We start from the raw sequence: 24,799 nt of genomic DNA, 5'->3' as shown, positions 1-24,799 counted from the left end.
AGGCTGATGGTCTCGAAAGAAGGGCTCCGAGGAGCCGTCCTCGTTCGAAGAAGAGCGGGAAGGGCCGCCGCGCCTTTGTTCCTTCTCTCTCTTTTCTCTTTCCTCTCCTTCTCGCTCCTTCCCCAAACGGCGCGCGGCGCCGAGTCGGTTCGCTCCGTAGAAATCCGCGGGGGCTCGCGGATCGGCGAGGCGTCCGCGGTCCGCACCTTCGCGATTCGCCCGGGAGACCGCTACGACCCGCGGGCTGTCGCCGAAGGCATCCGCAATCTCTACGCCACGAACCAGTACGAGCGAATCGAGGTGACGCGCGAGATCGCGGGGGATTCGGTCGACCTCTTCGTGCGCGTCGCCGAGTACCCGCTCCTCGGCTCGTTCTCCGCAAGCGGAAACCAGAAGATCAAGGACAAGGATCTCTTTGCGGAGACCCTGCTCAAGAAGAGCCTCGTCGTCGGACCTCATCTCCTCTCGCGGGAGAAGAAGAGGATCCTCGACCTCTACAAGGAGAAGGGCTATCGGAACGCGGAGGTCGAGTGGAAGTTCGCCGGCGAGGACAGCCTCGGGAACCGGAATGTGCTCCTCGAGATCCGCGAGGGAGAGAAGGTTCGTGTCAAAAGGATCGAGTTCGTCGGCGTCGAGGAGGTCGAGGAGAAGGCGCTTCGCAAGAAGATGGAGACCAAGCCGGACTCGTGGATTCGAAGCGGCGAGTTCAAGCCGGAGGTTTTCGAGGAGGACAAGGAGAAGATCCGCGCGGTCTACGGAAGGAACGGGTTCCTCGACGCGCGCGTCGACAGCACGGAGGTCGAGCCGGGAGAAACTCCCCGCGATCTCATCCTCCGGATCTTCGTCACCGAGGGAGAGAAGTACGCGGCGGGGGAGGTCTCCTTCGACGGGAACGAGCGCTTCGGCGACGCGGTCCTCTCCGCCGCGGTGAAGCTCCGCGAGGGCCGTGTGTTCAATCGGGATGAATACGACGAAACCCTCTCGAACCTCTATGCGGTCTACTCCGAGGAGGGGTACATCTTCGCGAACATCGTCCCCGAGAGAACGGTGCGCGAGGGGAACGTCGTCGACCTCGTCTTCCGCATCACCGAGGGAGAGCCGGCCCGGATCGGGAAGGTGAACATCACCGGGAACCAGAGGACGAAGGAGCGGACGATCCGGCGCGAGCTCGTCGCCGCGCCGGGCGACCTCTTCCAGCGCTCGCGGATCATGCGCTCCCAACGGGAGCTCTTCCAGCTCGGGTTCTTCGACGATGTGCGATTCGATTATCGACCTGTCAAGGGAACGGACCTCATCGACATCAGCTTCGAGGTGGTGGAGCGGCAGACCGGCGAGGCGCAAATGGGCGCGGGGTTCAGCTCGATGAACGGCGCGACAGGATTCGTGCGGCTCGGACAGGTGAACCTCTTCGGGGGGGGCGAGCGGGCGAACCTCATGTGGGAGTTCGGCAACTTCAACCAGCTCGAGCTCTCGTACACGGAGCCGTGGCTCTTCGATACGCCGACCGCGGCCGGCTTCGACATCGCGAGCGTTCGCCGAAATTGGGACAGCTACTTCGAGAAACGGAAGGGGGGAGGCGTCCTCCTCGGGCGGAGACTTCCGTGGCTCGACTACTCGCGCATGGACGCGCGCTACCGCCTCGAAGAGCGCGAGATCGAGCCGCGGGCGAACGCGAGCGCGGCGGTGCGGGCCGCGGCGGGGACGGAATCGATCTCGAGCACCCGGTTTACTTTCACGCGGAACTCCACCGATCGGCTCTACCATCCGACGCAGGGTTCGGTGGCGATCCTCGCGGGAGAATGGGCCGGCGGTCCTCTCCAAGGAAGCACCGAATACCAGCTGTACGAGCTGGAGAACCGGTGGTACTTCCCGAGCTTCTGGAAGTTCTTCCTCGGGCTCCGCGCGCGCATCGGCGTCGTGGACGGTCTTGAGAACGCTTCCACGGTTCCAATCTACAAGCGCTACCGGCTCGGCGGGACGGGAATCTGGGGGTTGCGAGGCTACGACGACCGCGACGTCGTCCCGGAGGGAAACGACTTCGATTTCGGGGGACGGACCATGCTCTCCCTTTCGGCGGAATACAAGTTTCCCGTCGTCGAGCAGATCTTCGGGCTCTTCTTCTTCGATGCGGGGAACACGTGGAACAGCTTCCGAGAGATCCGGCCGAACGAGCTCAAGCGGGGCGTCGGCTTCGGCATCCGTTTCCAGATCCCGATGCTCGGCCAGATGGGGTTCGACTTCGGATACGGTCTCGATCGGGAGGGCGGGGGACGGTGGGAGCCTCACTTCCAGATTGGAACGGACTATTAGTGTCGTGTCCCGGGGATTCCTTGACGTTTTCGACGACCCTCGCGGCCCCTGGCTTCGTTGCTCCTCCTCGGCGTATCTCTTTGGATACGCGGTCGTCGTCGCGCCTCGCCAGGAACCGCGAGGCCTCGCCGGAAACGGCCAAGTCACCCACGGGACACAACACTCGCTCCGAGCCGGGGAACCGGGAACGGCGGACGATTGTGGGATACTTGTGACGAGAAGGAGAAGACGGGCCCGCCGCACCCGGCGGGCTTCGTCGCGGAACCAGGAGGTGACCGAGTGAAGACAGGAATCGCGCGGCTCGTTCGAGGAGGCGCGGTCGCGGCGTTCGTTGCGGCGGCCCTCGGCGCCGGTCCGATCGACGCGGCGGAACCGAAGATCGGGTACATCGACTCCGCGCGCATCTTCGCCGAGTTCAAAGGAACCGAGGACGCGCAGCGCTCCTTCGACCAGGAGGTCGCGGGCTGGGTGAAGGAGGCCGAGGGGATGAAGGCCGAGCTCGATTCCCTTCAGAGGGAGTTTCAGGCGCAGAGCCTCATGCTCTCGGACACGCGCAAGGAGGAGAGGAAGCAGGCGATCGATCAGAAGAAGGCGGCCTATGAGACCTTCACGCAGTCGGTCTGGGGCCCGCAAGGAAAGATCGCCGAGAAGAACAGCGAGCTGATCCAGCCGATCATCGAGAAGATCAACGTCGTCCTCCAGCGCATCGGCGAGGAGGAGAACTACACGATCGTGCTCGACGCGTCGGTCGGAGGGATCGTCTACGCCGCCCCGGGGATCGACCTCACCGACCGGATCCTCGAGGAGCTGAACAGAGGGATCGAGCCGACGGAGACGCGATAACTCGCGGTTCCGCAACGCCTTGACCGGCGCCGTGAGCGAAAAAGACCTTGACGGAAGGCGCCCCCGCAGCTAGGATTCCGCTGTCATGAAACTCCAAGAGATCGCGGATCGCGTCGGCGGGGAGATCGTCGGGGATCCGGACATCGAAATCACGGGGGTTGCCGGGATTCGCGAGGCGCGTCCCGGCGATATCACGTTTTTCGCGAACCCTCGCTACGAAGCGCATCTCCGCTCCACCGACGCGTCGGCGATCATCCTCTCCAAGAACGGGGTCGAGGCCGGCGCCGGAAAGACGCTGCTCATAAGCCCGAATCCGTACGTGGCGTTCCTCCGCGTGATTGAACTGTTCGCGCCGCGCGACTACGAGAAGCCATGCGGGATCCACCCGACCGCCGTGATCGGCAAGAACGTGACGATCGGCGCGTCGGTCACGATCGGACCGCACGCGGTGATCGAGGACGACGCGGCGATCGGGGAAGGGACGCGCATTCTTCCGAACACCTACGTCGGGTTCCGCGCGCGGATCGGCCGCGATTGTCTCATCTACCCGAACGTGACGATCCGCGAGGATTCCGAGATCGGAGATCGCGTCATTCTGCATAGCGGCTCCGTGATCGGGAGCGACGGTTTCGGTTTCACGAAGAACGGGCCCCGGCACATGAAGATCCCGCAGATCGGCCGCGTGGTGATCGGAGACGACGTGGAGATCGGCGCGAACACCACGATCGATCGGGCCACGGTGGGAACGACGCGCATCGGCAAGGGGACGAAGATCGACAACTTGGTGCAGATCGCGCACAACGCCGTGGTCGGCGAGAACACGATCATCGTTGCGCAAGTGGGGATCTCCGGGAGCACCGAGATCGGCGACAACGTCACGCTCGCGGGGCAAGCCGGCATCGTCGGGCACATCCGGATCGGAGACAACGTCAAGGTCGGGGCCCAGGCGGGAGTCACCAAATCCGTCCCGTCCAACACGGCCGTCTCCGGCTATCCGGCGCGCGAGCACAGCCTCTCCCGAAAGATCTACGCCAGCATCACGCGCCTTCCCGATCTCATTCGAAGGCTCGCGACGCTCGAGAGGCGCGTCAACGTGCTCGAGGGGAAGCCCGCGGGCGACCCGCCGCTCGAGAACGGCGAAGAGGGGGACGAAGAATGAGCTCCCGCACGCGCCAGCGAACGATCGCCCGCGAGGCCTCGATCTCCGGCGTGGGGCTTCATACGGGGCACGAGGTCACGATGCGCTTTCGCCCCGCGCCGCCGAACACGGGCGTCCGCTTCGTGCGCGTCGATCTGGATGAACCGGTCGAGATCGTCGCGGACATCACGAACACCGTCGACATGGAAGGGAGCATGCGCCGGACGATTCTCGAGAAAGGAAACGTCCGGATCAGCACCGTCGAGCATGTCCTCGCGACGGTCGCCGGGCTCGGGATCGACAACGTCCGCATCGAGATCGACTCGGAGGAGCCGGCCGAGCCGGACGGGAGCGCTCTCCCCTACGTGCGCCTCCTCCGCGAAGCGGGGATTCAAGAGCAGGACGCCGAACGCTTCTACTTGCGCGTCGATCGCCCGATCGCGCTTCAAGAAAACGGGATCGAGCTGGTCGTTCTTCCGCACGACGGGCTCCGGGTCAGCTTCACGATCCAGTACGACAACCCGGTGATCGGCACGCAACACGTCAACTTCGACATCGACGAGGAATCGTTCGGCCGGGAGATCGCGCCCGCGCGGACGTTCGCCCTCCAGAACGAGGTCGACCGCTTGCGCCAGATGGGGCTGATCAAGGGAGGGACATACGCGAACGCGATCGTCGTGCACAAGGAGACGGTCGAGAGCGACGAGCAGCTCCGGTTCGCCGACGAGTTCGTGCGCCACAAAGTCCTCGACCTCCTCGGCGACCTCTTCCTCGTCGGCCTGCCGATGCGGTGCCATATCCTCGCCCACAAGGCGGGGCACACGGCGAACGTGAAGCTCGCGCGCCTCCTTCGCCGCTACGCCGAGGAGAAGCACGGGCCGACCCTGAAGCTCCGGCACGAGGTCCTTCACGCATCCAACGTCGACATCAACTTCATCATGAAGATCATGCCCCACCGCTATCCGTTCCTCCTGGTGGACCGGATTATCGAGCTCACGGAAACCCGCGTGGTGGGGATCAAGAATGTCACGATCAACGAGCCGTTCTTCATCGGGCATTTCCCGGGGCACCCGATCATGCCCGCCGTGCTCATCATCGAGGCGATGGCGCAGACCGGCGGGATTCTTCTCCTCTCGTCGGTGGATCACCCGGAAGGGAAGCTGGTCTACTTTATGGGCATCGATGACGCGAAGTTCCGCAAGCCGGTTCTCCCCGGAGACACGCTCCGGTTCGAACTCGAGCTTCTGAGGTTGAAGACGAGGGCCTGCAAGATGCGCGGCCGCGCCTACGTGGGAGACGACCTGGTCGCCGGAGCGGATCTCCTCTCCATGATCGTGGACCGGTGAGCCGAAGCAGAGCGACCCCCGAGGAGACGAACATGAGGATCGAACCCGGGATCATGCCCGGGACCATTCACCCGACCGCTCTCGTCGCGCCGGGGGCGAGGATCGGCAAGGATGTCGCCGTCGGTCCGTACACGATCGTCGGCCCGAACGTGTCGATCGGGGACGGAACCTCGATCGGCGCGCACAACGTGATCGACGGGCGGACCGTGATCGGAGCCGGATGCACGATCCTGCACTCGACGTGCATCGGGGTCGAGCCGCAGGACCTCAAGTACCGCGGGGCGGAGAGCCTCGTGGAGATCGGCGAACAGAACACGATTCGCGAGTTCGTCACGATCCACCGCGCGACCGAGGAGAACGAGGCGACGCGCATCGGGAGCCACAATCTTCTGATGGCGTACGTCCACATCGCGCACAACTGCGTGGTCGGGAACCACACGATTCTCGCGAACGCGGTGAACCTCGCCGGCCACGTGACGGTGGAGGATCACGCGAGCATCGGCGGGGTCACCCCGGTTCACCAGTTCGTGCGAATCGGAGGACACTCCTTCATCGGAGGCGGCTCGCGCGTGGCCCAGGACGTTCCTCCGTATTTCCTCGCCGCGGGCAATCCTCTTCGAGTGGCCGGCATCAACCAGGTCGGGCTCGAGCGGCGCGGTTTCCCGGCCGAGACGCGCGCGGCGCTCCGCAAGGCGTACAAGATCCTGTACCGGTCGGAGAAGAACACGCCGCAAGCGGTGGAGGCGATCCGCGCGGAGCTTCCTGACCTGCCGGAGATCCGGCACCTTCTCCGCTTCATCGAGACCTCGGAGAGGGGCATCACCTAGTCCCGGCCCGGTGAATCGGCGGAACCCCCCGCCCGGCACGCGGGGAAGGGCGCGGCACGAGCCGATTGTTGAGAGACTCCGAACGATGGAACCGGTTCGCATCGGGGTGATCGGCGTCGGCGCCTGGGGTGCGAACCACGTCCGCGTGCTCGCCTCGGCGCCGGAAGCCCGTTTTGTCGGCTGCTACGATCGCGATCCGGAGCGGGCGCGCGCGGCGGCGGCCCGAGGCGGCGGCCGCGCGTACGACGACCTCGACGATCTGCTCGGCGAGGTCGAGGCGGCAACGATCGCCGTTCCGACCTCCGCGCACGGCGAGGTCGCTCTCCGGGCACTCGCGCGCGGCGTCCATGTTCTCGTCGAGAAGCCGATCGCTCCGGTTCCCGCCGAGGCCGAGGAGATGGAGCGCGCGGCCCGCCGCGCCGGAAGGATCCTCGCCGTCGGGCATCTTGAGCGCTTCAACCCGGCGGTCGCGGCGCTTCTCGCCGAGGGGTGCGATCCCCGCTTCGTCGAGATCCACCGTCTCTCCCCCTTCGACGTGCGCGGTCTCGATGTCTCGGTCGTCCTCGATCTCATGATCCACGATATCGACATCCTCCTACGGATCGCGCGCTCGCCCCTCGCGGGGCTCGAGGCGACGGGGGTCGCCGTCCTCTCGCCGAACATCGACATCGCGAACGCCCGCCTTCGCTTCGAGAACGGGTGCGTCGCGAACCTCACGGCGAGCCGGATCTCCCTCGCGAAGACCCGCAAGATCCGCATCTTCGAGGAGAACCGGTATATCTCCCTCGACTACACGGAGCAGGCGGCCACGATCTATCGACGGACCGGCGAGCTCCCGCCGCCCGACCGTCTCACGCCTGAGTCGTTCGCGAGACTGATCGAGAGGCGCGCCCTCGAGGTGGAGAAGGGAGAACCCCTTCGCATTGAGATCCTTCATTTCTTAAGAGCCGTGAGGGGAGGGGAAGCGAGAGTCGTTCCGGCGGGGGAGGCGACCGAGGCGCTCTGCATCGGCCACGCGATTCTCGAGAAGATCCGCAAGAACCGGGGGACCGGTGGATAGGGCGGCGGGCGTGAGGCCGCGTGCGGAACGGATCGGGCGTTTCCTCTATCGATGGCGGGCCTACACGCCCCTTCCCCTCGTCCTCGTCGTTCTCCTCGCGAGCCGGCCGACGGGATGGTCGATCGGCGCCGGAATGCCTCTCGTTCTTCTCGGCGAGACGCTTCGGATCGACTCGCTCCGCTTCATCGGGGGATCGTCCCGTTCGCGCGCGCTCGGAGGGGAGACCCTCGTCGCGGAGGGACCCTACGCCCGCACGCGGAACCCGCTCTATCTCGGCAACCTCCTTCTCTCGACCGGGCTCGCTCTCTTCTCGGGGATTCCGGTCCTTCCTCCTCTTCTCTGGATCCTCTTCGCGGTCCAGTACGCGGCGATCATCCGCGCGGAGGAGGCGGAGCTCGCGCGCCGCTTTCCCGAAGAGTTCGCCGCATACAAGAACGCCGTTCCCCGCTTCTTCCCGCGCGGGTGGGGACGATCGATCGGGAAGCCGGGCCTCGGGATGCGCGCGGCGCTCCGCGTCGAGAGACCAACGCTTGCCGCGATCGGTCTTCTTCTCGGCGCGATGCTCCTTCGCGCGCCGCTTCTCGGGGGGCGCGGATGAAGAACGTGCTGGTCGTCGCGGGAGAGGCCTCGGGCGAGCTCTACGGAGCGGAGCTCGTCCGCGAGCTTCGCGCGCGAACGGACAACCTCGCCTTCTGGGGCGCGGGCGGGGAGCGGATGGAGAAGGAGGGGGTTGAGATCCTCTTCCCGATCCGCGACTTCTCCGTGCTCGGGTTCTCCGAGGTGGCGCTCCGCGTTCCCTTCTTCCTCCGCGCCCTCTCCCGCATGCGTAAGGAGATCCGCCGGAGGCGCCCCGCCGCGGTCGTCCTCATCGATTTCCCCGGCTTCAACCTTCGTCTCGCGCGCGCCGCCGCGTCGGAGTCGGTTCCGGTCGTCTACTATGTCGCGCCGCAAGCATGGGCGTGGGGCGCCGGAAGGGTGCGCGCTCTTCGGGAGCTCGTCCGCGTTCTTCTCGTGATCCTCCCGTTCGAGGAGACTTTCTTTCGCGCGCGGGGCGTGCCGGTCCGCTTCGTCGGCCATCCCCTCGTCGATCTCGCGAGGCCTTCCGGAACCCCGGGGGAGTTTCGCGAGCGCCGGGAGATTCTTGAGAGCCAAACGATCATCGGGCTCTTCCCCGGAAGCCGCGCGCATGAAGTCGAGCGCCTCCTCCCCGTCATGACGCGGACGATTCGGCGCCTCGCGGACGAGGGCTTTCCGGTCGCGCCGCTCATCGGGGCGGCGCCCACCTTGGACGACGTCGTCTATCGCCGTTCGGACGCGGGGCAGACGCCGCTCCTTCGAGGGGAGACCTATGACCTGCTCGCCGCCTCGGGGTTCGCGCTCGTCGCGTCGGGGACGATGACGGTCGAGGCGGTCTGCGTCGGGACCCCGATGGCGGTCCTCTACCGCGTCTCGCCGATCTCCTGGATGATCGGAAAGAGGCTCGTGCGCGTTCCGCACGTCGGCATGGTGAACCTCCTCGCGGGGGAACGCCTCGCCCCCGAGTTTCTCCAGGGGGACGCGGCGCCCGATCGTCTTCTTCCGGTCGCCCGCGAGTGGCTCCTGCATCCCGAACGCCTCGAGGCGATGCGCGCGCGGATCCGCGCCGTCAAGGAGACGCTCGGCGAGGGGGGCGCCTCGGGACGCGCCGCCGAAGAAGTCTTGAGGATTCTCGAATGAGCCGCCTCTCGAAGCTCTCCGACGCGCTCGTCTTTCATCTCGCGGTGCGGCTCGGCCCTGTCGTCATCCGCATCCTCGGCTCCACGTGGCGGGTTCGATGGTTCGGCGAGGAGCATCTCGAGTCGTGCCGGTCGCGAGGCATGCGGGTCCTCTACGCGTTCTGGCACGGGCGTCTTCTTCCGCTCACCTTCACGCACCGCGGGCGGCGCATCCACATTCTGATCAGCCGCCACCGGGACGGAGAGATGATCCGCCGCGTCACGGAGAGCCTCGGCTTCGGATCGGTGCGCGGGTCGACGGGACGAGGGGGAGCACGCGCGATTCTGGAGATGGCGCGCCGCGCGTCCGAAGGCTACGATCTCGCGATCACGCCGGACGGTCCGCGAGGCCCGCGGGAATCGGCCGAGGCGGGGGTTGTGCGCATCGCGCAGAGGGCCGGTGTTCCCATCCTTCCTCTCGCGAGCGCTTCGAACCGAGGCCTCACGCTCGGATCGTGGGACCGATTCCGGATCCCGGCCCCTTTCGCGCGCGTCGCGGTCGGGTACGGCCCGCCGATCGATGTGCCGAGGACTCTCTCGCCCGAAGAGGTGGAGGAGGCGCGCGCTCGCGTGGAGAACGCGCTCGTCGTTCTCTCGAAGGAGGCGGACCGGCTCTGCGGGGCGAGAGAATCCACATGATGGAAGCTTTGTATAGAATTGCTACGAAATGCGTTGGCCCTCTTGCTATTCCCCTGCTTCGGCTGCTCGTCCGGGACCCCAGCGAGAGAAACGAGAGGCTCGGTCGCTACGAGGCGCTCGGGACCCGCCGCCCGATCTGGATTCACGCCGCCTCGGCGGGAGAGACGGAAGGGGCGGAGCCGATCGTTCGCGAGATCCGTCGCGCGCGGCCGGAGGCGGACCTCGTGCTCACCTCGATGACCGCCGCCGGCAAGCGGCGCGCCGGGAGGATCCCGGAGGTTCGCTCCCTCTACGCGCCTCTCGATCTCGAGCCCGCGGTGCGCTCCGCGTTCGACGCGATTCGCCCGCGCGCCCTTCTTCTCGTCGAGACCGAGATCTGGCCGAACCTTCTGCGAGAGGCGTCGCGCCGCTCCGTCCCGGTCGCGATCGTGAACGGGCGGATCTCCGCGAGGGCGTTCCGGAGGATGCGCTTCGCGCGGCCGCTCTATCGGGCGGCGCTCGCGCGCGTGTCGCTCCTCGGCGTGCAGCGGGCGATCGACGCACGGCGCTTCGCGGCGTTCGGCGTTCCGGCGGAGAGGATCTTCGTCCACGGGAACACCAAGATCGACTCGGAGGGAGCCGATCCCCGCGACCTCGGGCTCCGAAAACACGCGGACGAGCGATGGGTCGTTTTCGGTTCGGTTCGATCGGGCGAGCAAGGCGCGGTTCTCCGCGCGGTGCGCGCCGTGCTCGCGGCGAACGAGAAGCACGGCGTTGCGGTGGTCCCGAGACACCCCGCGCGCGCCGCCGAGTACCTCGCGGCGATCGGGATTCCGTGGAGTCGTTGGAGCGAGGCGCGCGGTTCCCCGGGACGGGCGGTCCTCGTCGACACGATCGGCGATCTTCTTTCCTTCTATGCCGCGGCGGACGTCGCGTTCGTCGGCGGGTCCCTCTCGCGCCACGGCGGACACAACCCGGCGGAACCGGCCCGATTCGGCGTGCCGGTGCTGATGGGGCCGCACCGGGAGAACTGCCGCGAGATCGCCGACCTTCTCGAGAAGGCGGGCGCGCTCGAGGAAACGTGCGACAGCGAGGCGCTCGCTCGGAGGATTCTCGATCTCTTCGCCGACGACGGGGAGCGAAGGCGCCGCGGCGAGGCGGGGCGCGCCGCCCTTCTCGCGGAACGAGGGGCGGCCGCGCGCTGCGCCGGCCGTCTCGCGCGCGAGGGCCTCCTCGGGGAGGTTCCCGCATGAAACGACGGCCGGAGCCGATCGGCGGACCGCTCGGGGCCGCGGGGGAGTGGGTCTTCCGCGCGGCGGTCCTTTTGCGAAACACTCTTTATGACCGAAGGATTCTCCGTTCGGTCCGGCTCGGCGCGCCGGTCGCGAGCGTCGGGAACCTCTCGGTCGGCGGAACGGGGAAGACCCCCGTCGCGATCGCGCTCGCCTCGATCCTCCTCGGGGAGGGGAGACGCCCCGCGCTCCTCTCCCGAGGCTACGGGAGGGAGCGGGCGGGACGGATCGTCGCGATGCCTCCCGGAGAGGAGCCGGGACCTCGGGGACATCTTCTCTACGGGGATGAACCGTGCCTCGTTCGGCTCCGCCTCCCGGATCTCCCGATCGTCCTCGGCGCAGACCGGGTCCGAACGGGGCGCCTCGCGATCGATCGGTTCGGAGCGGACTTCCTCCTCCTCGACGACGGCATGCAGCATCGGAGGCTCGCGCGCGACCTCGACATCGTTCTCGTCCCCGGCGTTCGGCCGTTCGGAAACGGCCGTCTTCTTCCGCGCGGGACCCTTCGCGAACCTCCGGGCGCGCTCCGCCGCGCCGGCCTCGTCCTCGTCCGCGCGCTCGAGGGGACGGACGAGAACCTCGACGCGGTCCTCGACCGGGCGGGAGCGCCCGCCGCCCGCATTCGCTTTACCTATGAAACGATCGGCGTGCTTCTTCCGACCGGCGCGACCGCCGACGCGCGGACGTTCCTCAGCGGCCGGCGTGTGCTCGCGGTGAGCGGGATCGGGAGCCCGGAATCGTTCGAGAAGACGATCGAGGAGACGGGTGCAAGGATCGCGGGACGCCTCCGTTTCCCCGATCATCATCGTTTCGACTGCGAGGATCGCGCACGCATCGCGCAAAGCGCCGCGCGGATCGGCGCGCTCGCGGTCACGACCGAAAAAGATCGGAGCCGACTCGCGCCGGAAGAAGCAGAGCGGGCCGGGCTCCACACGCTGCGCGTCGAGGTCCGCTTTCAGGACCCCGAGGGGAGACTCCCGGCTCTCCTCGCCGCGCTCGGAGAGGAAGATCTCCCGTGATCCATCGAAGCGATTTCCTCGTGCTCGGAAGCGGGATCGGCGGGCTCGTTTTCGCCCTTCGCGCCGCCGCCGGCGGAACGGTGACCGTTCTCACGAAGAAGAACAGCGCGGACACGAACACGAACTTGGCGCAAGGCGGGATCGCGGCCGTGATGGGTCCCGACGATTCGCCGGAGATCCACCTCGCCGACACGCTTCGCTGCGGCGAGGGTCTCTCGAACGAGAGGGCGGCGCGACTGGTTGTGGAGAGGGGGCCGGCCCTCGTCGCCGAGCTCATCGAGATCGGCATCCGGTTCTCTCGGGAAGAGGGGAAGCTCGCGCTCGGCAGAGAGGGGGGGCACACGCGCCGGAGGATCGTTCACGCGAAGGACGCCACCGGGCGGGAGATCGAACGAGGCCTCCTCGCCGCGATCCGAAAGAACCGGAACATCAAGGTCCTCGAGGACCGCCAGGTCTTCGATCTCATCCGAACCGAGAACGGCGAGATCTGGGGCGCGTTCGCCCTCGGGCCCTCGCGCGGGGCCGTGAGCGTCTTCCTCGCCCGCACGACCCTTCTCGCGACGGGCGGCGCCGGAAAGGTTTATCTCTATACGACCAATCCGGACATCGCCTCCGGGGACGGGATCGCGATGGCGTATCGGGCCGGGGCGCGCCTCGCCAACCTGGAGTTCGTCCAGTTCCACCCGACGTGCCTCTACCACCCGCGCGACAAGTCGTTTCTCATCTCCGAGGCGGTGCGCGGAGAGGGGGCGGTCCTCCGCAATCTCGCGGGGCGGCTCTTCACCGACTCGCTCGCCCCGCGAGACGTCGTCGCCCGCGCGATCGATCGCGAGATGAAGACCCGCGGCGAACGCCACGTGCATCTCGATCTCTCGGCGATCCCGCCGAAACGGATCCGCTCGCGCTTTCCGAACATCTACCGGAAGTGCCTCTCCCTCGGCATCGACGTCACGAAGGAACCGATCCCCGTCGTTCCCGCCGCCCACTACATGTGCGGCGGCGTCTCGACGGACTTGGAGGGAAGAACGAACCTCCCTCGGCTCTACGCGTGCGGGGAGGCGGCCCACACCGGACTTCACGGGGCGAACCGTCTCGCCTCGAACTCGCTTCTCGAGGCGCTCGTCTTCGCGACGAGCGCGGCCGAGTCGGTGGCCGCGCGCTTCTCCGGCGATCCTTTCCCGCGGCGGATCCCCTCGGCCAGGCCGGACGGCGAACGGAAGAAGCCGGAGCGGCTCCTCGTTCTCGATCTCTGGGACCGAATTCGGACGATCATGTGGCGCTACGTCGGCATCGCGCGCACCGTCGACCGCCTGATGATCGCTCGCCGCGAGCTTCGCTCGCTCCGAAAGGACGTGGAGGCGTGCTACGAAGGCTCCGTCCTCACTCGCGACCTGATCGAGCTTCGGAGCATCGCGGCGACCGGATCGCTCATCGTGCGCTGCGCCCTCCGCCGCCGCGAGAGCCGCGGCCTCCACTACGTCGAGGACTACCCCCACGCCGACCCGCGCTTCCTCCGCAACACCGTTGTTTACCGCCGGAGAATCGGATAGCTTGAGGAGAAGGAGGGAGGGCCGTGCGAAGGACGCATCCTTCGATTCGAGAGGCCCGCTGGGACGGGCAGTTCTATCCCGCGGACCCGCGCGATCTGGAACGGGAGATCCTCCGCTTCCTGGACGAAGCGGAGGGATCGAACCCGGGCGGAGAAGTGATCGGTCTCGTCTCTCCCCACGCCGGCTACGTCTACTCGGGACCGGTGGCGGGCTCCGCGTACGCCGCGGTGCGCGGGCGCTCATTCGCCCGCGTCGTCGTCCTCTCCCCCTCGCACCGCGCCGCGTTTCACGGAGCGTCGATCTGGCCGGCGGGAGCTTACCGAACGCCTCTCGGAGACGTCCCGATCGACGAGAAGGGGGCGGCCGGTCTCCTACTGGCGGCGAAGGATCTCGTCCGCGACCTGCCGGGACCGCACATCGAGGAGCACGCGCTCGAGGTTCAGATCCCGTTCCTCCAGGTCTCTCTCGGCGCGTTCCGCCTCATCCCGCTCGTGCTCGGCTCGCACGACCTCTCCTTCGCCGAGGAGCTCGCGGGGCGGCTCGCCGACCTCTTCGGCTCGGACGATACGCTTTATCTCGCAAGCTCCGATCTCTCGCATTTTCACTCCTATGATGACGCGGTCCGCATCGATCGGCTCCTCCTCGACCTTCTCGAGAGGCTCGAGATCGAGAAGCTCGCCGGAGCGATCGAGGCGGGAAACACCGAGGCGTGCGGGATCGGTCCGATCCTCGCGCTCGGCGCGGCCGCCCGCGACCGATTCGGCGCGCGCGCGCGCCTTCTCCGCTACGCGAACTCCGGGGATACGGCCGGCGGAAAGAGCGAGGTGGTCGGCTACGCCTCCCTCGCGTTCGTTCGGGAGGGGCGCGAATGATCGGCGAATCGGACCGGAAAGAGCTCCTCGCCGTCGCCAGGTCCGCGATCGAGGCTCTTCTCGAGGGGAGACGCTACGAGCCCGAGATCCCTCTCGCCGGACCGCTCGCCGAGGCGCGCGGCGCGTTCGTGACGCTGACGCGGGCCGGTCGGCTCCGCGGGTGCATCGGCCGCGTGCTCGCCGAAGAGCCGCTCGCGCGCGTTGTCGCGGAGATGGCGGTCGCCGCCGCGCGCGACGATTACCGCTTCGAGAGCCTCGCTCCGCGCGAGCTCCCCGAGATTCGCATCGAGATCTCCGCGCTGACGGCTCCGGTTCCCGTGCGGGACCCGTCGGAGATCGCGGTCGGCCGGGACGGTCTCATCATCCGGAAGGGGGATCGGAGCGGGCTCCTTCTCCCGCAAGTGGCCGGAGAAGAAGGGTGGAGCACAGAGCGTTTTCTCGAGGAGACCTGCCGGAAAGCAGGCCTTCCTCCCGGCTCGTGGCGCGAGGGCGCGTCGATCGAGCGGTTCGAGGCCGAGGTGTGGGGGGAAGAGAAGTGAGCGGCGCACGCGCGCGGGTCATCACGCTTCTCACCGATTTCGGCGAGGGGACGTACGTCCCATCGGTCAAGGGAGTCCTTCTCCGCCTCGCCCCCGACGCGGTGCTCGTCGACATCACACACTCGGTTCCCCCGGGCGCGATCGGATCGGCGGCGCACCTCCTCAATCACACAGCCCCCTGCTTCCCGTCCGGCACGATCCACCTCGCCGTGGTCGATCCGGCGGTCGGGACCGATCGAATCGCGCTGATCGCGGAGGCGGGAGGGTTCTTCTACGTCGGGCCGGACAACGGGATCTTCGGAGAGGTCCTCCGCATGGGATCCCCGCGCGCCTGGCGCATCGAGCAAGGGGAATGGCTGCCGCCCCGGATCTGCCCGACCTTCCACGCACGCGATCTTTTCGCACATGCGGCGGCGGGCCTCGCGCGGGGCGAGAACCCGGAGCGGTTCGGCGTCCCGATCGGCGTCGAGAGGCTCGTCCCCTCCCCGATCCGCCCCCCTCAGCGAACCGCGGAGCGCCTGACCGGCGAGGTCGTCTGGGTCGATCGTTTCGGCAACCTTCTTACGAACCTCGATCGTTCGCTCATCGAGGATTGGGCGAGGGGAACACCGTACCGGGCGCGCGTCGGCGCGACCTCGATCGACGCGAGGGTTCACACTTTCCTCGAAGCGGGGGCCGGAAGCCTCGTCCTCCTCTTCGGGAGCTGGGAAACCCTCGAGGTCGCGGTGTCGATGGGGAATGCCTCGCGGCGCCTCGGCGTCGCCGCCGGGGAGCCGGTGATTCTGGAGCGCATTCATGGCGCCTAGCGATCTCCGCGTCGAGCGGAGGCTCTTCCCCGAGGCGGCCCCGGCGCTCCTCCGGTCGTATCTCGACGGCGAGGAGAGGCTCGGGCCGCTCTACGCGGGATTCCCGCTTCGCCGACCCGCGGCCGCTCCGTCCGGGCCGACCTCGCCCGGACCGATCGCGCCGGAGACGGCCGAGCGGATTCTCGGGTTCGCGCGGGAGACGGACGGAGAGAAGAGCTCGAACCTTCGCGCGGCGCTCGCGGATCCCCGCACGGTATTCGTGGTCGCCGGACAACAGCCGGGGGTTCTTCTCGGCCCCTGCCTCGTCTTCTACAAGATGGCCTCGCTCCGCGCGCTCGCGCGCGCTCGCGCCGCCGAAACCGGCCGCCCCGTCGTTCCGCTCTTCTGGATCGCATCGCACGACGCGGATCGCGACGAGATCGACCGGATCGTCCTCGCGCGAGAGCACGGCGAGCCGGGAACGATCCGCTCCCCGCTCGCGGCGGCTCCTCCGAGGACGCAGGTCGGCGCCCTCGCGGCGGAGCCGAATGGATGGAGGGAGTTTCTCGGCGCGGTTGGCGCGGCCCTTCCCCCGGGCGCCGAAGCGGAAGCGCTCCTGGAAGAGCTCGGCGCGCTCGTCGGAGAGAGAACACACCTCCCGTTCCTCTTCGCGCGAACCGCGCGCCGAATCGGACGCACCGAAAACATCGTCTTCTTCGACGGGAGGGACGCGGAGATCGATCCGCGCGGGCGCTCCGTGCTCGCCGCCGCCGTTCGCAGCGCTCCCCGGGCGATCGAAGCGCTCCGCGCGGGAACGGATCTTCTCGAACGAGCCGGCTTCGCGCCGCCGATTCCTTTCGATGAGAAGCGTCTTCCTCTCTTTCGGGTCGACGGGGACGCGCGGGTCCCTCTCTTCCTCGAAGGGGACCGGGTGCGCGCGGAAGGGGAAGAGACGGTTCCGGCGAATGAGCTCGCCGATCGGATCGAGAGCGGGGCGACGCGCGCGACTCCCGCGGCCGCTCTCCGCCCGGTCGTCCAAGACGCGGTCTTCCCGAGCGCCGGGATGATCGCGGGGCACTCCGAGCTCCTCTACCACGCGGAGCTCGGGCCGCTCTACGAATGCCTCGGCGTAGGACGAGCGCCGCTCGTCCCCCGCGCGAGCGTCTTCGTCCTCTCCCGGCGCTCCGACGAACTTCTTCAACAGATGAACCTTCAGCCCGAGGATCTCCTTCCCGGAAGGACGCCGAAGACGACCGGCGGAGAGATCGAAGAACAAGTTCGGGACTTCGCCGAGCGAGTGCGCGCCGAGACCGGGTCGCTTCTCGAAGCGTTCGACCGCGCGGCGCCCGGGGCGCTCGGACCGGAGGACGCGGCCCGGACCCGCCTTCCGCGAGAAGCGGAGCGGATGGGGGAGAAGCTCCTCCGCCTCGCGGACAAGAGCGGCGAGAACCGCCGCAACCGAATCCACCGAATCCGAAACGAGCTCTTTCCCGGAGGCAAGCCGCAGGAGACGGTTCTTTCTCTTCTCCATCTTCTCGCGCGCTATGGGCCGGGGATTCTCGAGGCGGTCGAAGAGGAGGCCGCGTCCCTCGAGGGAACCCCGCGCCTTCTCGTCGTCGAGAGGAGCAAATGATGAAGATCGGCATCACCTGTTATCCGACCGCGGGAGGATCGGGGGTCGTGGCCACGGAGCTCGGGCACGCCCTCGCCGAAAAAGGCCACGAGGTTCATTTCGTCAGCTACTCGCGCCCGTTCCGTCTCGAGACCGAGGGGACCGGGATCGTCTTCCACAAAGTCAAGACCATGACCTATCCACTCTTCAAATATCCTCCCTATTCGCTCGCCCTCGCCGTCCGGATGGCCGAGGTGGTCCGCCGCGAGAAGCTCGACCTCTTGCACGTCCACTACGCGATCCCGCACGCGACGAGCGCCTTCCTCGCCAATCAGATCCTCGGCGAGAGCAGGGTGAAGGTCGTCACGACGCTCCACGGGACCGACATCACCCTCGTGGGGAGCGAGGAGAGCTTCTTCGAGATCACGAAGTTCAGCATCGAGCGTTCCGACGCGGTCACCGCCGTTTCGCGTTTCCTCGCGCGCGAGACGAGGGAGAAGCTGCGCGTCGAGAAGCCGATCGACGTCATCCCGAACTTCGTGAACCCCAGGGTCTTCTCCGGAACGCCCGACGAGAGCCTCCGCGACCGCCTCGATCTCGACGAGGGGCCGGTCCTCATGCACATCTCGAACTTCCGAAAGGTGAAGAACGTGAGGGACGTGGTCCGCCTTCTCGCGCGCGTGCGCGAGGCGACCGGCGCGCAGCTCCTTCTCGTCGGCGACGGGCCGGAGCGGGTTCCTTGCCGGATCCTCGCCGAGGAGCTCGGCGTGCAAGACCGGATCCACTTTCTCGGGAACCGGATCGCCGTTCACCGGATCCTCCCCTTCGCCGACCTGCTCCTTCTCCCGAGCACCGTCGAGAGCTTCGGGCTGGTTGCGCTCGAGGCGATGGCTTCCGGCGTGCCGGTCGTCGGCTACGACGGCGGCGGGCTCCCGGAAGTCGTGCGGAACGGCGTCGACGGCGCGCTCGCGCCCCTCGGCGACCTCGAAAGAATGATTGAAATGACCCGGGAGCTGTTGCAGAATCCCGCACGAAGACGCGAGATGAGCCGCGCGGCCAAGGAGCGCGCGGCCGCGGATTTCTCCACGGAGAAGATCACGGCCGAATACGAGGCGATCTATCAACGCGTGATCCGTGAAGGAGCTTGAGCACGTGGCGAAGGATCTTCGGACGACCTTCGAGGCGATACGAAGCGGGGAGTCCCCCTACCGAGAGGAGGCGTATCTCTTCCTTCTCGAGGCGCTCGAGTTCACGCTCTCCGGGCTCGAGAGGCCGCGGCATGTCGACGGGCGCGAACTCCTCGATGGAATCCGGCGCCTCGCGATCCAACGTTTCGGTCCGACCTCGCGCATGGTCTTCGAACACTGGGGCCTCCGCTCGACAGAGGACTTCGGCCGGATCGTGTTCATGCTCATCGATCACGGAGTTCTCTCCAAGACCGCCGCCGATTCGATCGACGACTTCGTCGGCGTTTACGATTTCAAGACGGTGTTCGAGGACCGCTACTGCTGGACCTCCGAGTAGAACATCCGCGGGGGGAAGGACGTGCCCGAAAGGGAAGGACCGAAGAAGGATGAGGGCGTGCGCGAGATGCTCGACTTCTTGGCGACGCACGCCCCCTATCCTGGACGGCGCGAAGCGGTTCTGGAACCGGTCTTCTGGTCCCCGCCCGCCGACGTTTACGAGCTGGACGGGGTTCTCTTCGTCGTTCTCGAGATCGGCGGCATGAAGTCGAAGGACTTCCACATCCGCGTCGAGGAGAACGTCCTCACCGTGCGAGGCGAGCGGAAGGCCCCGCACCACCGCAAGCCGCGGCGCTACCATTCGCTCGAATGGGCGAGCGGACCTTTCGAGAAGCGGATCCCGCTTCCCGCCGGTTTCGACCTCGCGCGGCCGAGCTCCCGGTACGTCGACGGCGTCCTGGAGATCTCCTTTCCCGGCGCCGGGGAAGGAATCACTCGGTGACCGCTCCGCCCAAGATCCCGATCCCGAGCGAGCTTCCGCTTCTCGCCGTGCCGGAGACGATTCTCTTTCCTTATGAACGTTTGATATTGTTGTTGGAGCGCGAGTCGGACATCCATCTCGTCGACGCCGCTCTCTCGAACGACCGTTTCGTGGCGCTCTATCCGGCGGCCGACACGTGGGACGCGCTCCCGGTCCGCGGCACCGCGGCGAGGATTGAGCAGATGCGCCGCCTCGAGGACGGCACGGTCCGCATCGCCGTGGTGGGGATCGCGCGGATCGACCGGGCGGCGCTCGTCCGCGCCGAACCGTTCCCGATCGCCGCCGTCTCCCCGGCCCCCTCCAGCGAGGGGCACGAGCTTCGCATCGAAGCGCTCCGGCGCTCCTGCCTCGATTCGTTCGGAGAGCTTCTCGGCGGTTCACCCGAAGAGGAGATTCTGGAGATCGCGAGGCGCGTGGCGACCGCCGGCCATCTCGCCGATCTCATCACCGCGCGCCTCCGCCTCCCCTTCGAGCAGAGAAGGACGCTCCTCGAGACGGAGGACGTGGAGCGGCGCCTCGAGGAGATCGGGCGTCTTCTCGACCGCGAGAAGAAGATCGCGGAGCTGCAGAAGAAGATCAACGAGAAGGTCGAGACCGCGCTCGACGAGAAGAAGAAGGAATCGTTTCTGAGACAGCAGATCGAGACGATCCGAAGAGAGCTCGGCGAGGAGGACGAGCGGGAGACGCAGATCCGCGAGATGGAGCGGCGCCTCACCGAGACGGCTCTCCCCGGGCCGGTCCGCCAGGCCTGCCGCGAGGAGATCATCCGCCTCTCCCGCGTTCCGGTCCAGAGCGGCGAGTTCACGATCGGGCGCACGCATCTCGATTGGGTTCTCGACCTCCCTTGGGCGCGCGTATCCGAGGACACGATCGACCTCGAGAAGGCGCGGGCCATCCTCGATCGGAACCACTGCGGGCTCGGGAAGATCAAGGAGCGCGTGCTCGAGTTTCTCGCCGTGCGGAAGCTGAAGAAGGACTCGCCGCCGCCGCTTCTTTGTTTCGTCGGGCCGCCCGGAGTCGGGAAGACATCGCTCGGCCTCTCGATCGCCGAGGCGCTCGAACGCCGCGTCGCCCATCTTTCCCTCGGAGGGATCACGGACGAGAGCGAGATCCGAGGGCATCGCCGCACCTACAGCGGGGCGCTCCCGGGAAGGATCCTCCAGGAGATCCGGAGGGTCGGCGTGCGGAATCCGCTCTTCATGATCGACGAGATCGACAAGATCGGATCGGATTTCCGGGGAGATCCCTCCGCGTCCCTCCTCGAGGTGCTCGACCCGGAGGAGAACCGACGTTTCGCGGATCATTATTTGAATCTTCCGTTCGACCTCTCGGACGTCTTCTTCATCACGACCGCGAACAGCATGGACAGCATCCCGGCCGGCCTTCTCGACCGGCTTGAGATCATCGAGTTCCCCGGCTACACGACCCAGGAGAAGGTGCGGATCGCCGAGAGGCATCTCCTGCCGAAGCAGATCCGAAGAAACGGGCTCTCCGCGGGGACCCTCGTCGTGCGGCGCCGTGCGATCCGGAGGGTGATCGAGGAGTACGCGATCGAGGCGGGGCTCCGCGAGCTCGAGAGAAGCCTCGCCGCCATCTGCCGGAAGCGCGCGATGACGCTGCTCGAGGGAGACAAGCGGAGGGTCGTCGTCGGCGAGAAGGGCCTTCCGCACTATCTCGGCACGCCGCATCACTACCCGGAGCTCAAGGGGAGGCGCCCGGAGATCGGGGTCGCCACCGCCCTCGCGTGGACTCCGTCCGGAGGCCAGATCCTCTTCGTCGAGGCGACCCTGATGCCGGGCCGACAGACGCTGCAGATCACGGGGCACCTCGGGGAGGTGATGCGCGAATCGGCCGAGGCGGCTCTCTCGTTCGTGAGAAGCTTCCTCGACCGGAGCGGCGCGCCGCGCGAGCTCCTCGAGAACCACGACATTCACATCCACGTCCCGGCCGGGGCGATCGCGAAAGACGGCCCCTCCGCCGGCGTCGCGGTGGCGACCGCGCTCTACTCGATCATCTCCGGCTATCCGGTGCGCCACGACATCGCGATGACGGGGGAGATCACGCTCCGCGGGCACGTGCTTCCGGTCGGCGGCGTCAAGCAGAAGATCCTCGGCGCGTATCGCGCGGGAATTCGGCGCGTCATCCTCCCCGAGCGAAACCTCCCCGAGCTCGAGGAGATCCCGACCGAGGTTCGGAGCCTTCTCGAGATCCTCCCGGCCCATCGGGTGGAAGAGGTTTTCGCGCTCGCCTGTCCTCCGCGCAGGAGGAGGGCCTAACGTGAACCTTCTCGCTCTCTATCTTCGATATCAGAAAGACTGGCTGAGCCGTCGGTCGCCCGCCTCTCCCGTGGCGGTCCGCCAGGCGCTCTCCTCGCCCAAGAGGATCGCCGTCTGCATGCGCGGCGATCCGCGGCTCCCGCCTCTCGCGGTGCCGGCTCTTCGGCTTCTCCGCGATCGATTCCCGGAGGCTCGGCTCCTTCTCGCCTCCAGCTCCTCGAACACGACCGTCTTCCGGCGGGAGAAGCTTGCAGATCGAGCCCTGGTCTTTCGGGCCTCGAAGGGAGCCGGGCTCGTCCGCGAGATCCGCCGCATCGGAAGAGAGATCGCCGAGCTGAAGCCGGACTTCCTCCTCGTGCTCGATCCGGGGCCGGATCCGGCGCTCCTCGCGCTCGCGCACGCCTCGGCCGTCCCTCTCCGAATCGGTTTCGGATGCGGCGATCACTTCCCGTTCCTGAATTTCGAGGCGGTTCCGCCCAAGGGGGAGCCGTACCTCGCGCGCGCGTTTTTGTCGCTGGTCGGCGCGATCACCGGACGCTTCGTCGACTACCTTGACGATTCGGTCCGGTGGCGCGTCCCGGAGCCCGATGCGCGCCGAGCGGACCGCCTCATCCATTTTTGGCAGCCGCGCGCCGAGGAGCTTCTTGTCGCGATCGAACCGGCGGGAATCGAGGGGCGCGAGCCGGATCTCGACAAGTTCGCCGCAGTGGCGCGTCTTCTTGCGCGTTCCTACCGCGCGCGGATCCTCATCGTCACCGAACCGGAGAACCGCGCGGCGGGGGAGGAGCTCGAGCGCCGCTTGGCGTTTCTCGAGCCGTACCGCGCGCCCGTGGACGAGCAGGCGCAGGTGATCGCCTTCCTCTCACGCGCCGACCTCGCGGTGTGCACGAACACGCCTCTCTTTCACTACGCGGTCGCTCTCGGCGTCCCCGCCCTCGGCCTTTTCGCGGAACACGAGGAAGCGTGGTACCGTCCTCCCGCCGAGGCGGCCGCCGCTCTCCTTCCGCTCCAGAAGGAGATCACGGAAGAGCGGTTTCTCGCGGCAGTGGACGGACTCGGCGCGCTCGTCGCGGGGCCCGAGGGATGAACACCCTCGCCAGACTGCTTCGCTACGTGGTCCCTTGGTGGCGCGATCTCGCCGCCGCGCTCCTCTTCACGTTCTTGTTCGCCCTATTCAGCGGCGTCACGATCGGGATGATCCTCCCCTTCACGCAGATCCTTTTTGAAGGAAAGATTGATATCGATATGATTCGGGGGCCGGCGGGAGAGCCGTCCGCGCTCATCCCCGCGCTCGCCGAGTGGAAGGAGAGACTCCGCGCCGGCTTCCTCGGCCTCTTCGCGGACGAAGAACCGAGAAGGGCGCTCGCCAAGGTGTGCGCGGGGGTATTCGTCGTCTTTCTCCTCAAGGGGCTGTTCCACTATCTGCACCAGATCCTCATGATCACCCTCCAAGAACGCGTGATCAAACGGATCCGAGACGACCTCTTCTTCCGCATCGAGCGGCTCCCGATCGCCTTTTTCGAGAGGAGCCGCGCCGGAGAGCTGATCTCGCGCGTGACGAACGACGTGGCGCTCGTGAAGGACATGGTCTCGGTCCTCTTCACCGAGGCGATCCAGAACGCGATGCTCCTTCTCGTGTTCGCCGCGGTGGCGCTCCTCGTGAGCTGGCCTCTCGCGCTCCTTTCGTTCGTCATCTTTCCCGTCCTCGGGGTCTTCACCGGCAGGGTTTCGCGGCGCCTCAGGAAGTACAGCACGCGCTTCCAGGAGGACATGGCGAGGATCACGGCGCGTCTTCAGGAGACGATCGCGGGGATTCGAATCGTGAAGGCCTTCTCGACGGAGCGCTTCGAGCAGGCGAAGTTCGAGCAGGCGACCGGCGGATACCTTCGGTCGTATCTCCGCTTCAAGCGGGTCGCGATCCTGGCGAGCCCGATCGCCGAGCAGCTCGGCGTCGTCGGCGCGATCCTCGTCCTCTGGGCCGGAGGGAACCGGGTCCTCGAGGGACGGGGGCTCGAACCGGAGGGGTTCTTCCTCTTCCTCGCCGCCGTCCTCAACATGATGCAGCCGATCCGGAAGCTCTCGCACGTGAACACGCTCGTGCAGCAAGGGCTCTCCGCGGCGGCGCGCGTCTTCGTCGTTCTCGATGAAGGGGAGGAGCCGCGCCCGAGGGACGGAGCGCGTCTTCGCGAGGTGCGCGAGGGAATCCGCTTCGAAGACGTCTCGTTCCGCTACGAGGGAGGAGGGGTCCCCGCGCTCACGAACGTCGACATCCGCGTTCCGGCCGGGACGATGGTCGCACTCGTCGGCCCGAGCGGTGCGGGGAAGTCGACGCTCGTCGATCTTCTCGCGCGCTTCCGCGATCCGACCGCGGGCCGGATCACGATCGACGGGACCGATATCCGCGCCATCGACCTCGGCTCGCTTCGCGGCCTCATGGGGATCGTCACGCAGGAAGTCGTGCTCTTCAACGATTCGGTGCGCGACAACATCGCGTACGGAAGGAGCGACCTTCCTCTCGATGCGATCCGCGCCGCGGCGGCCGCCGCGAACGCGGACGCGTTCATCGAGAAGATGCCGCAAGGATACGACACCAGGGTCGGGGACCGCGGGGTCCGGCTCTCCGGAGGAGAGCGGCAGCGGCTCGCCATCGCGCGCGCGATCTTGAAGGATCCTCCGATCCTGATCCTCGACGAGGCGACCTCGAGCCTCGACAGCGAGTCGGAGACGCTCGTCCAGAGCGCGGTCGAGAACCTCGTGCGGAACCGAACGACCCTCGTCATCGCGCACCGCCTCTCCACGATCCGGCGCGCCGATCGGATCGTCGTGCTCGAGCGCGGGCGCGTCGTGCAGCAGGGGACGCACGAGGAGCTTCTCGGCCGCCCCGGGCTCTACAAGCGGCTCTTCGAGATGCAGTTCCTTCCGCGCGCGGGAGGGGCGGGCGTGTGAGGCCGCCC

22 protein-coding genes are annotated in these 24,799 nt (G+C 67.3%); all 22 read left to right on the top strand.

What is annotated here, in order from left to right; genetic code table 11:
• Nucleotides 1–6: 6 nt before the first annotated feature.
• Nucleotides 7–2,310 carry an outer membrane protein assembly factor BamA gene (gene bamA / locus FJY73_02185; GenBank protein MBM3319467.1) on the top strand — a complete coding sequence of 768 codons (2,304 nt, stop codon included), beginning with the start codon at nucleotides 7–9 and terminating at the stop codon, nucleotides 2,308–2,310.
• Nucleotides 2,311–2,589: 279 nt separating this feature from the next.
• The gene (locus FJY73_02180; GenBank protein ID MBM3319466.1) at nucleotides 2,590–3,153 is read left to right on the top strand and encodes an OmpH family outer membrane protein; all 564 of its coding nucleotides are present in this window, start codon (nucleotides 2,590–2,592) and stop codon (nucleotides 3,151–3,153) included.
• A gap of 85 nt (nucleotides 3,154–3,238) precedes the next feature.
• Nucleotides 3,239–4,312, top strand: coding sequence for a UDP-3-O-(3-hydroxymyristoyl)glucosamine N-acyltransferase (gene lpxD, locus FJY73_02175; GenBank protein ID MBM3319465.1), 1,074 nt, complete (start codon nucleotides 3,239–3,241; stop codon nucleotides 4,310–4,312).
• Nucleotides 4,309–5,637, top strand: a complete 1,329-nt coding sequence (locus FJY73_02170) for a bifunctional UDP-3-O-[3-hydroxymyristoyl] N-acetylglucosamine deacetylase/3-hydroxyacyl-ACP dehydratase (GenBank protein MBM3319464.1) — start codon at nucleotides 4,309–4,311, stop codon at nucleotides 5,635–5,637. The genes lpxD and FJY73_02170 overlap by 4 nt, the downstream gene beginning before the upstream one ends.
• A gap of 53 nt (nucleotides 5,638–5,690) precedes the next feature.
• A complete protein-coding gene (gene lpxA / locus FJY73_02165) occupies nucleotides 5,691–6,464 on the top strand; it encodes an acyl-ACP--UDP-N-acetylglucosamine O-acyltransferase (protein ID MBM3319463.1) in 774 nt (257 codons plus the stop codon).
• Nucleotides 6,465–6,549: 85 nt separating this feature from the next.
• Nucleotides 6,550–7,524: a Gfo/Idh/MocA family oxidoreductase gene (locus FJY73_02160; protein MBM3319462.1), complete on the top strand. Its 975-nt coding sequence runs from the start codon at nucleotides 6,550–6,552 to the stop codon at nucleotides 7,522–7,524.
• Nucleotides 7,525–7,534: 10 nt separating this feature from the next.
• The gene (locus tag FJY73_02155; GenBank protein MBM3319461.1) at nucleotides 7,535–8,122 is read left to right on the top strand and encodes an isoprenylcysteine carboxylmethyltransferase family protein; all 588 of its coding nucleotides are present in this window, start codon (nucleotides 7,535–7,537) and stop codon (nucleotides 8,120–8,122) included.
• Nucleotides 8,119–9,240, top strand: coding sequence for a lipid-A-disaccharide synthase (gene lpxB / locus FJY73_02150; GenBank protein ID MBM3319460.1), 1,122 nt, complete (start codon nucleotides 8,119–8,121; stop codon nucleotides 9,238–9,240). The genes FJY73_02155 and lpxB overlap by 4 nt, the downstream gene beginning before the upstream one ends.
• Nucleotides 9,237–9,917: a lysophospholipid acyltransferase family protein gene (locus FJY73_02145; protein MBM3319459.1), complete on the top strand. Its 681-nt coding sequence runs from the start codon at nucleotides 9,237–9,239 to the stop codon at nucleotides 9,915–9,917. The genes lpxB and FJY73_02145 overlap by 4 nt, the downstream gene beginning before the upstream one ends.
• Nucleotides 9,914–11,149, top strand: a complete 1,236-nt coding sequence (locus tag FJY73_02140; protein MBM3319458.1) for a glycosyltransferase — start codon at nucleotides 9,914–9,916, stop codon at nucleotides 11,147–11,149. The genes FJY73_02145 and FJY73_02140 overlap by 4 nt, the downstream gene beginning before the upstream one ends.
• The gene (gene lpxK / locus FJY73_02135; protein MBM3319457.1) at nucleotides 11,146–12,207 is read left to right on the top strand and encodes a tetraacyldisaccharide 4'-kinase; all 1,062 of its coding nucleotides are present in this window, start codon (nucleotides 11,146–11,148) and stop codon (nucleotides 12,205–12,207) included. Before FJY73_02140 ends, lpxK begins: the two co-directional genes overlap by 4 nt.
• Nucleotides 12,204–13,757, top strand: coding sequence for an L-aspartate oxidase (gene nadB, locus FJY73_02130; protein MBM3319456.1), 1,554 nt, complete (start codon nucleotides 12,204–12,206; stop codon nucleotides 13,755–13,757). The genes lpxK and nadB overlap by 4 nt, the downstream gene beginning before the upstream one ends.
• A gap of 23 nt (nucleotides 13,758–13,780) precedes the next feature.
• Nucleotides 13,781–14,629 carry an AmmeMemoRadiSam system protein B gene (gene amrB, locus FJY73_02125; protein MBM3319455.1) on the top strand — a complete coding sequence of 283 codons (849 nt, stop codon included), beginning with the start codon at nucleotides 13,781–13,783 and terminating at the stop codon, nucleotides 14,627–14,629.
• Nucleotides 14,626–15,168 (top strand): AmmeMemoRadiSam system protein A, encoded by a 543-nt coding sequence (gene amrA / locus FJY73_02120; protein ID MBM3319454.1) that lies wholly within the window; start codon nucleotides 14,626–14,628, stop codon nucleotides 15,166–15,168. Before amrB ends, amrA begins: the two co-directional genes overlap by 4 nt.
• On the top strand, nucleotides 15,165–15,974 hold the full coding sequence (locus tag FJY73_02115; protein MBM3319453.1) for an SAM-dependent chlorinase/fluorinase: 810 nt from the start codon (nucleotides 15,165–15,167) through the stop codon (nucleotides 15,972–15,974). Before amrA ends, FJY73_02115 begins: the two co-directional genes overlap by 4 nt.
• Nucleotides 15,964–17,586: a bacillithiol biosynthesis BshC gene (bshC, locus tag FJY73_02110; GenBank protein MBM3319452.1), complete on the top strand. Its 1,623-nt coding sequence runs from the start codon at nucleotides 15,964–15,966 to the stop codon at nucleotides 17,584–17,586. The genes FJY73_02115 and bshC overlap by 11 nt, the downstream gene beginning before the upstream one ends.
• Complete coding sequence (gene bshA / locus FJY73_02105; GenBank protein ID MBM3319451.1) at nucleotides 17,586–18,713, top strand: N-acetyl-alpha-D-glucosaminyl L-malate synthase BshA; 1,128 nt, start codon at nucleotides 17,586–17,588, stop codon at nucleotides 18,711–18,713. Before bshC ends, bshA begins: the two co-directional genes overlap by 1 nt.
• A gap of 4 nt (nucleotides 18,714–18,717) precedes the next feature.
• Nucleotides 18,718–19,089, top strand: coding sequence for a hypothetical protein (locus FJY73_02100; GenBank protein MBM3319450.1), 372 nt, complete (start codon nucleotides 18,718–18,720; stop codon nucleotides 19,087–19,089).
• Between the two features lie 57 nt (nucleotides 19,090–19,146).
• On the top strand, nucleotides 19,147–19,530 hold the full coding sequence (locus FJY73_02095) for an Hsp20/alpha crystallin family protein (protein MBM3319449.1): 384 nt from the start codon (nucleotides 19,147–19,149) through the stop codon (nucleotides 19,528–19,530).
• Nucleotides 19,527–21,845: an endopeptidase La gene (gene lon, locus FJY73_02090; GenBank protein ID MBM3319448.1), complete on the top strand. Its 2,319-nt coding sequence runs from the start codon at nucleotides 19,527–19,529 to the stop codon at nucleotides 21,843–21,845. The genes FJY73_02095 and lon overlap by 4 nt, the downstream gene beginning before the upstream one ends.
• 1 nt (nucleotide 21,846) lies before the next feature.
• Nucleotides 21,847–22,932, top strand: a complete 1,086-nt coding sequence (locus tag FJY73_02085; GenBank protein MBM3319447.1) for a glycosyltransferase family 9 protein — start codon at nucleotides 21,847–21,849, stop codon at nucleotides 22,930–22,932.
• Nucleotides 22,929–24,791 carry an ABC transporter ATP-binding protein gene (locus FJY73_02080; protein MBM3319446.1) on the top strand — a complete coding sequence of 621 codons (1,863 nt, stop codon included), beginning with the start codon at nucleotides 22,929–22,931 and terminating at the stop codon, nucleotides 24,789–24,791. The genes FJY73_02085 and FJY73_02080 overlap by 4 nt, the downstream gene beginning before the upstream one ends.
• The last annotated feature ends 8 nt before the right edge of the window (nucleotides 24,792–24,799 follow it).

It is taken from the genome of Candidatus Eisenbacteria bacterium (assembly GCA_016867715.1).
Lineage (GTDB): Bacteria > Orphanbacterota > Orphanbacteria > Orphanbacterales > Orphanbacteraceae > VGIW01.
This window is presented reverse-complemented; position numbering and strand designations above follow the sequence as displayed.

What these genes read in the sequence shown, in the direction of transcription:
- lpxK (MBM3319457.1), top strand. Translation starts at nt 11,146, where the DNA reads ATGAAACGACGGCCGGAGCCGATCGGCGGACCGCTCGGGGCCGCGGGG.
- lpxB (MBM3319460.1), top strand. Translation starts at nt 8,119, where the DNA reads ATGAAGAACGTGCTGGTCGTCGCGGGAGAGGCCTCGGGCGAGCTCTAC.
- FJY73_02160 (MBM3319462.1), top strand. Translation starts at nt 6,550, where the DNA reads ATGGAACCGGTTCGCATCGGGGTGATCGGCGTCGGCGCCTGGGGTGCG.
- bamA (MBM3319467.1), top strand. Translation starts at nt 7, where the DNA reads ATGGTCTCGAAAGAAGGGCTCCGAGGAGCCGTCCTCGTTCGAAGAAGA.
- bshC (MBM3319452.1), top strand. Translation starts at nt 15,964, where the DNA reads ATGGCGCCTAGCGATCTCCGCGTCGAGCGGAGGCTCTTCCCCGAGGCG.
- FJY73_02080 (MBM3319446.1), top strand. Translation starts at nt 22,929, where the DNA reads ATGAACACCCTCGCCAGACTGCTTCGCTACGTGGTCCCTTGGTGGCGC.
- lpxD (MBM3319465.1), top strand. Translation starts at nt 3,239, where the DNA reads ATGAAACTCCAAGAGATCGCGGATCGCGTCGGCGGGGAGATCGTCGGG.
- amrA (MBM3319454.1), top strand. Translation starts at nt 14,626, where the DNA reads ATGATCGGCGAATCGGACCGGAAAGAGCTCCTCGCCGTCGCCAGGTCC.
- FJY73_02140 (MBM3319458.1), top strand. Translation starts at nt 9,914, where the DNA reads ATGATGGAAGCTTTGTATAGAATTGCTACGAAATGCGTTGGCCCTCTT.
- FJY73_02145 (MBM3319459.1), top strand. Translation starts at nt 9,237, where the DNA reads ATGAGCCGCCTCTCGAAGCTCTCCGACGCGCTCGTCTTTCATCTCGCG.
- FJY73_02170 (MBM3319464.1), top strand. Translation starts at nt 4,309, where the DNA reads ATGAGCTCCCGCACGCGCCAGCGAACGATCGCCCGCGAGGCCTCGATC.
- lpxA (MBM3319463.1), top strand. Translation starts at nt 5,691, where the DNA reads ATGCCCGGGACCATTCACCCGACCGCTCTCGTCGCGCCGGGGGCGAGG.
- bshA (MBM3319451.1), top strand. Translation starts at nt 17,586, where the DNA reads ATGAAGATCGGCATCACCTGTTATCCGACCGCGGGAGGATCGGGGGTC.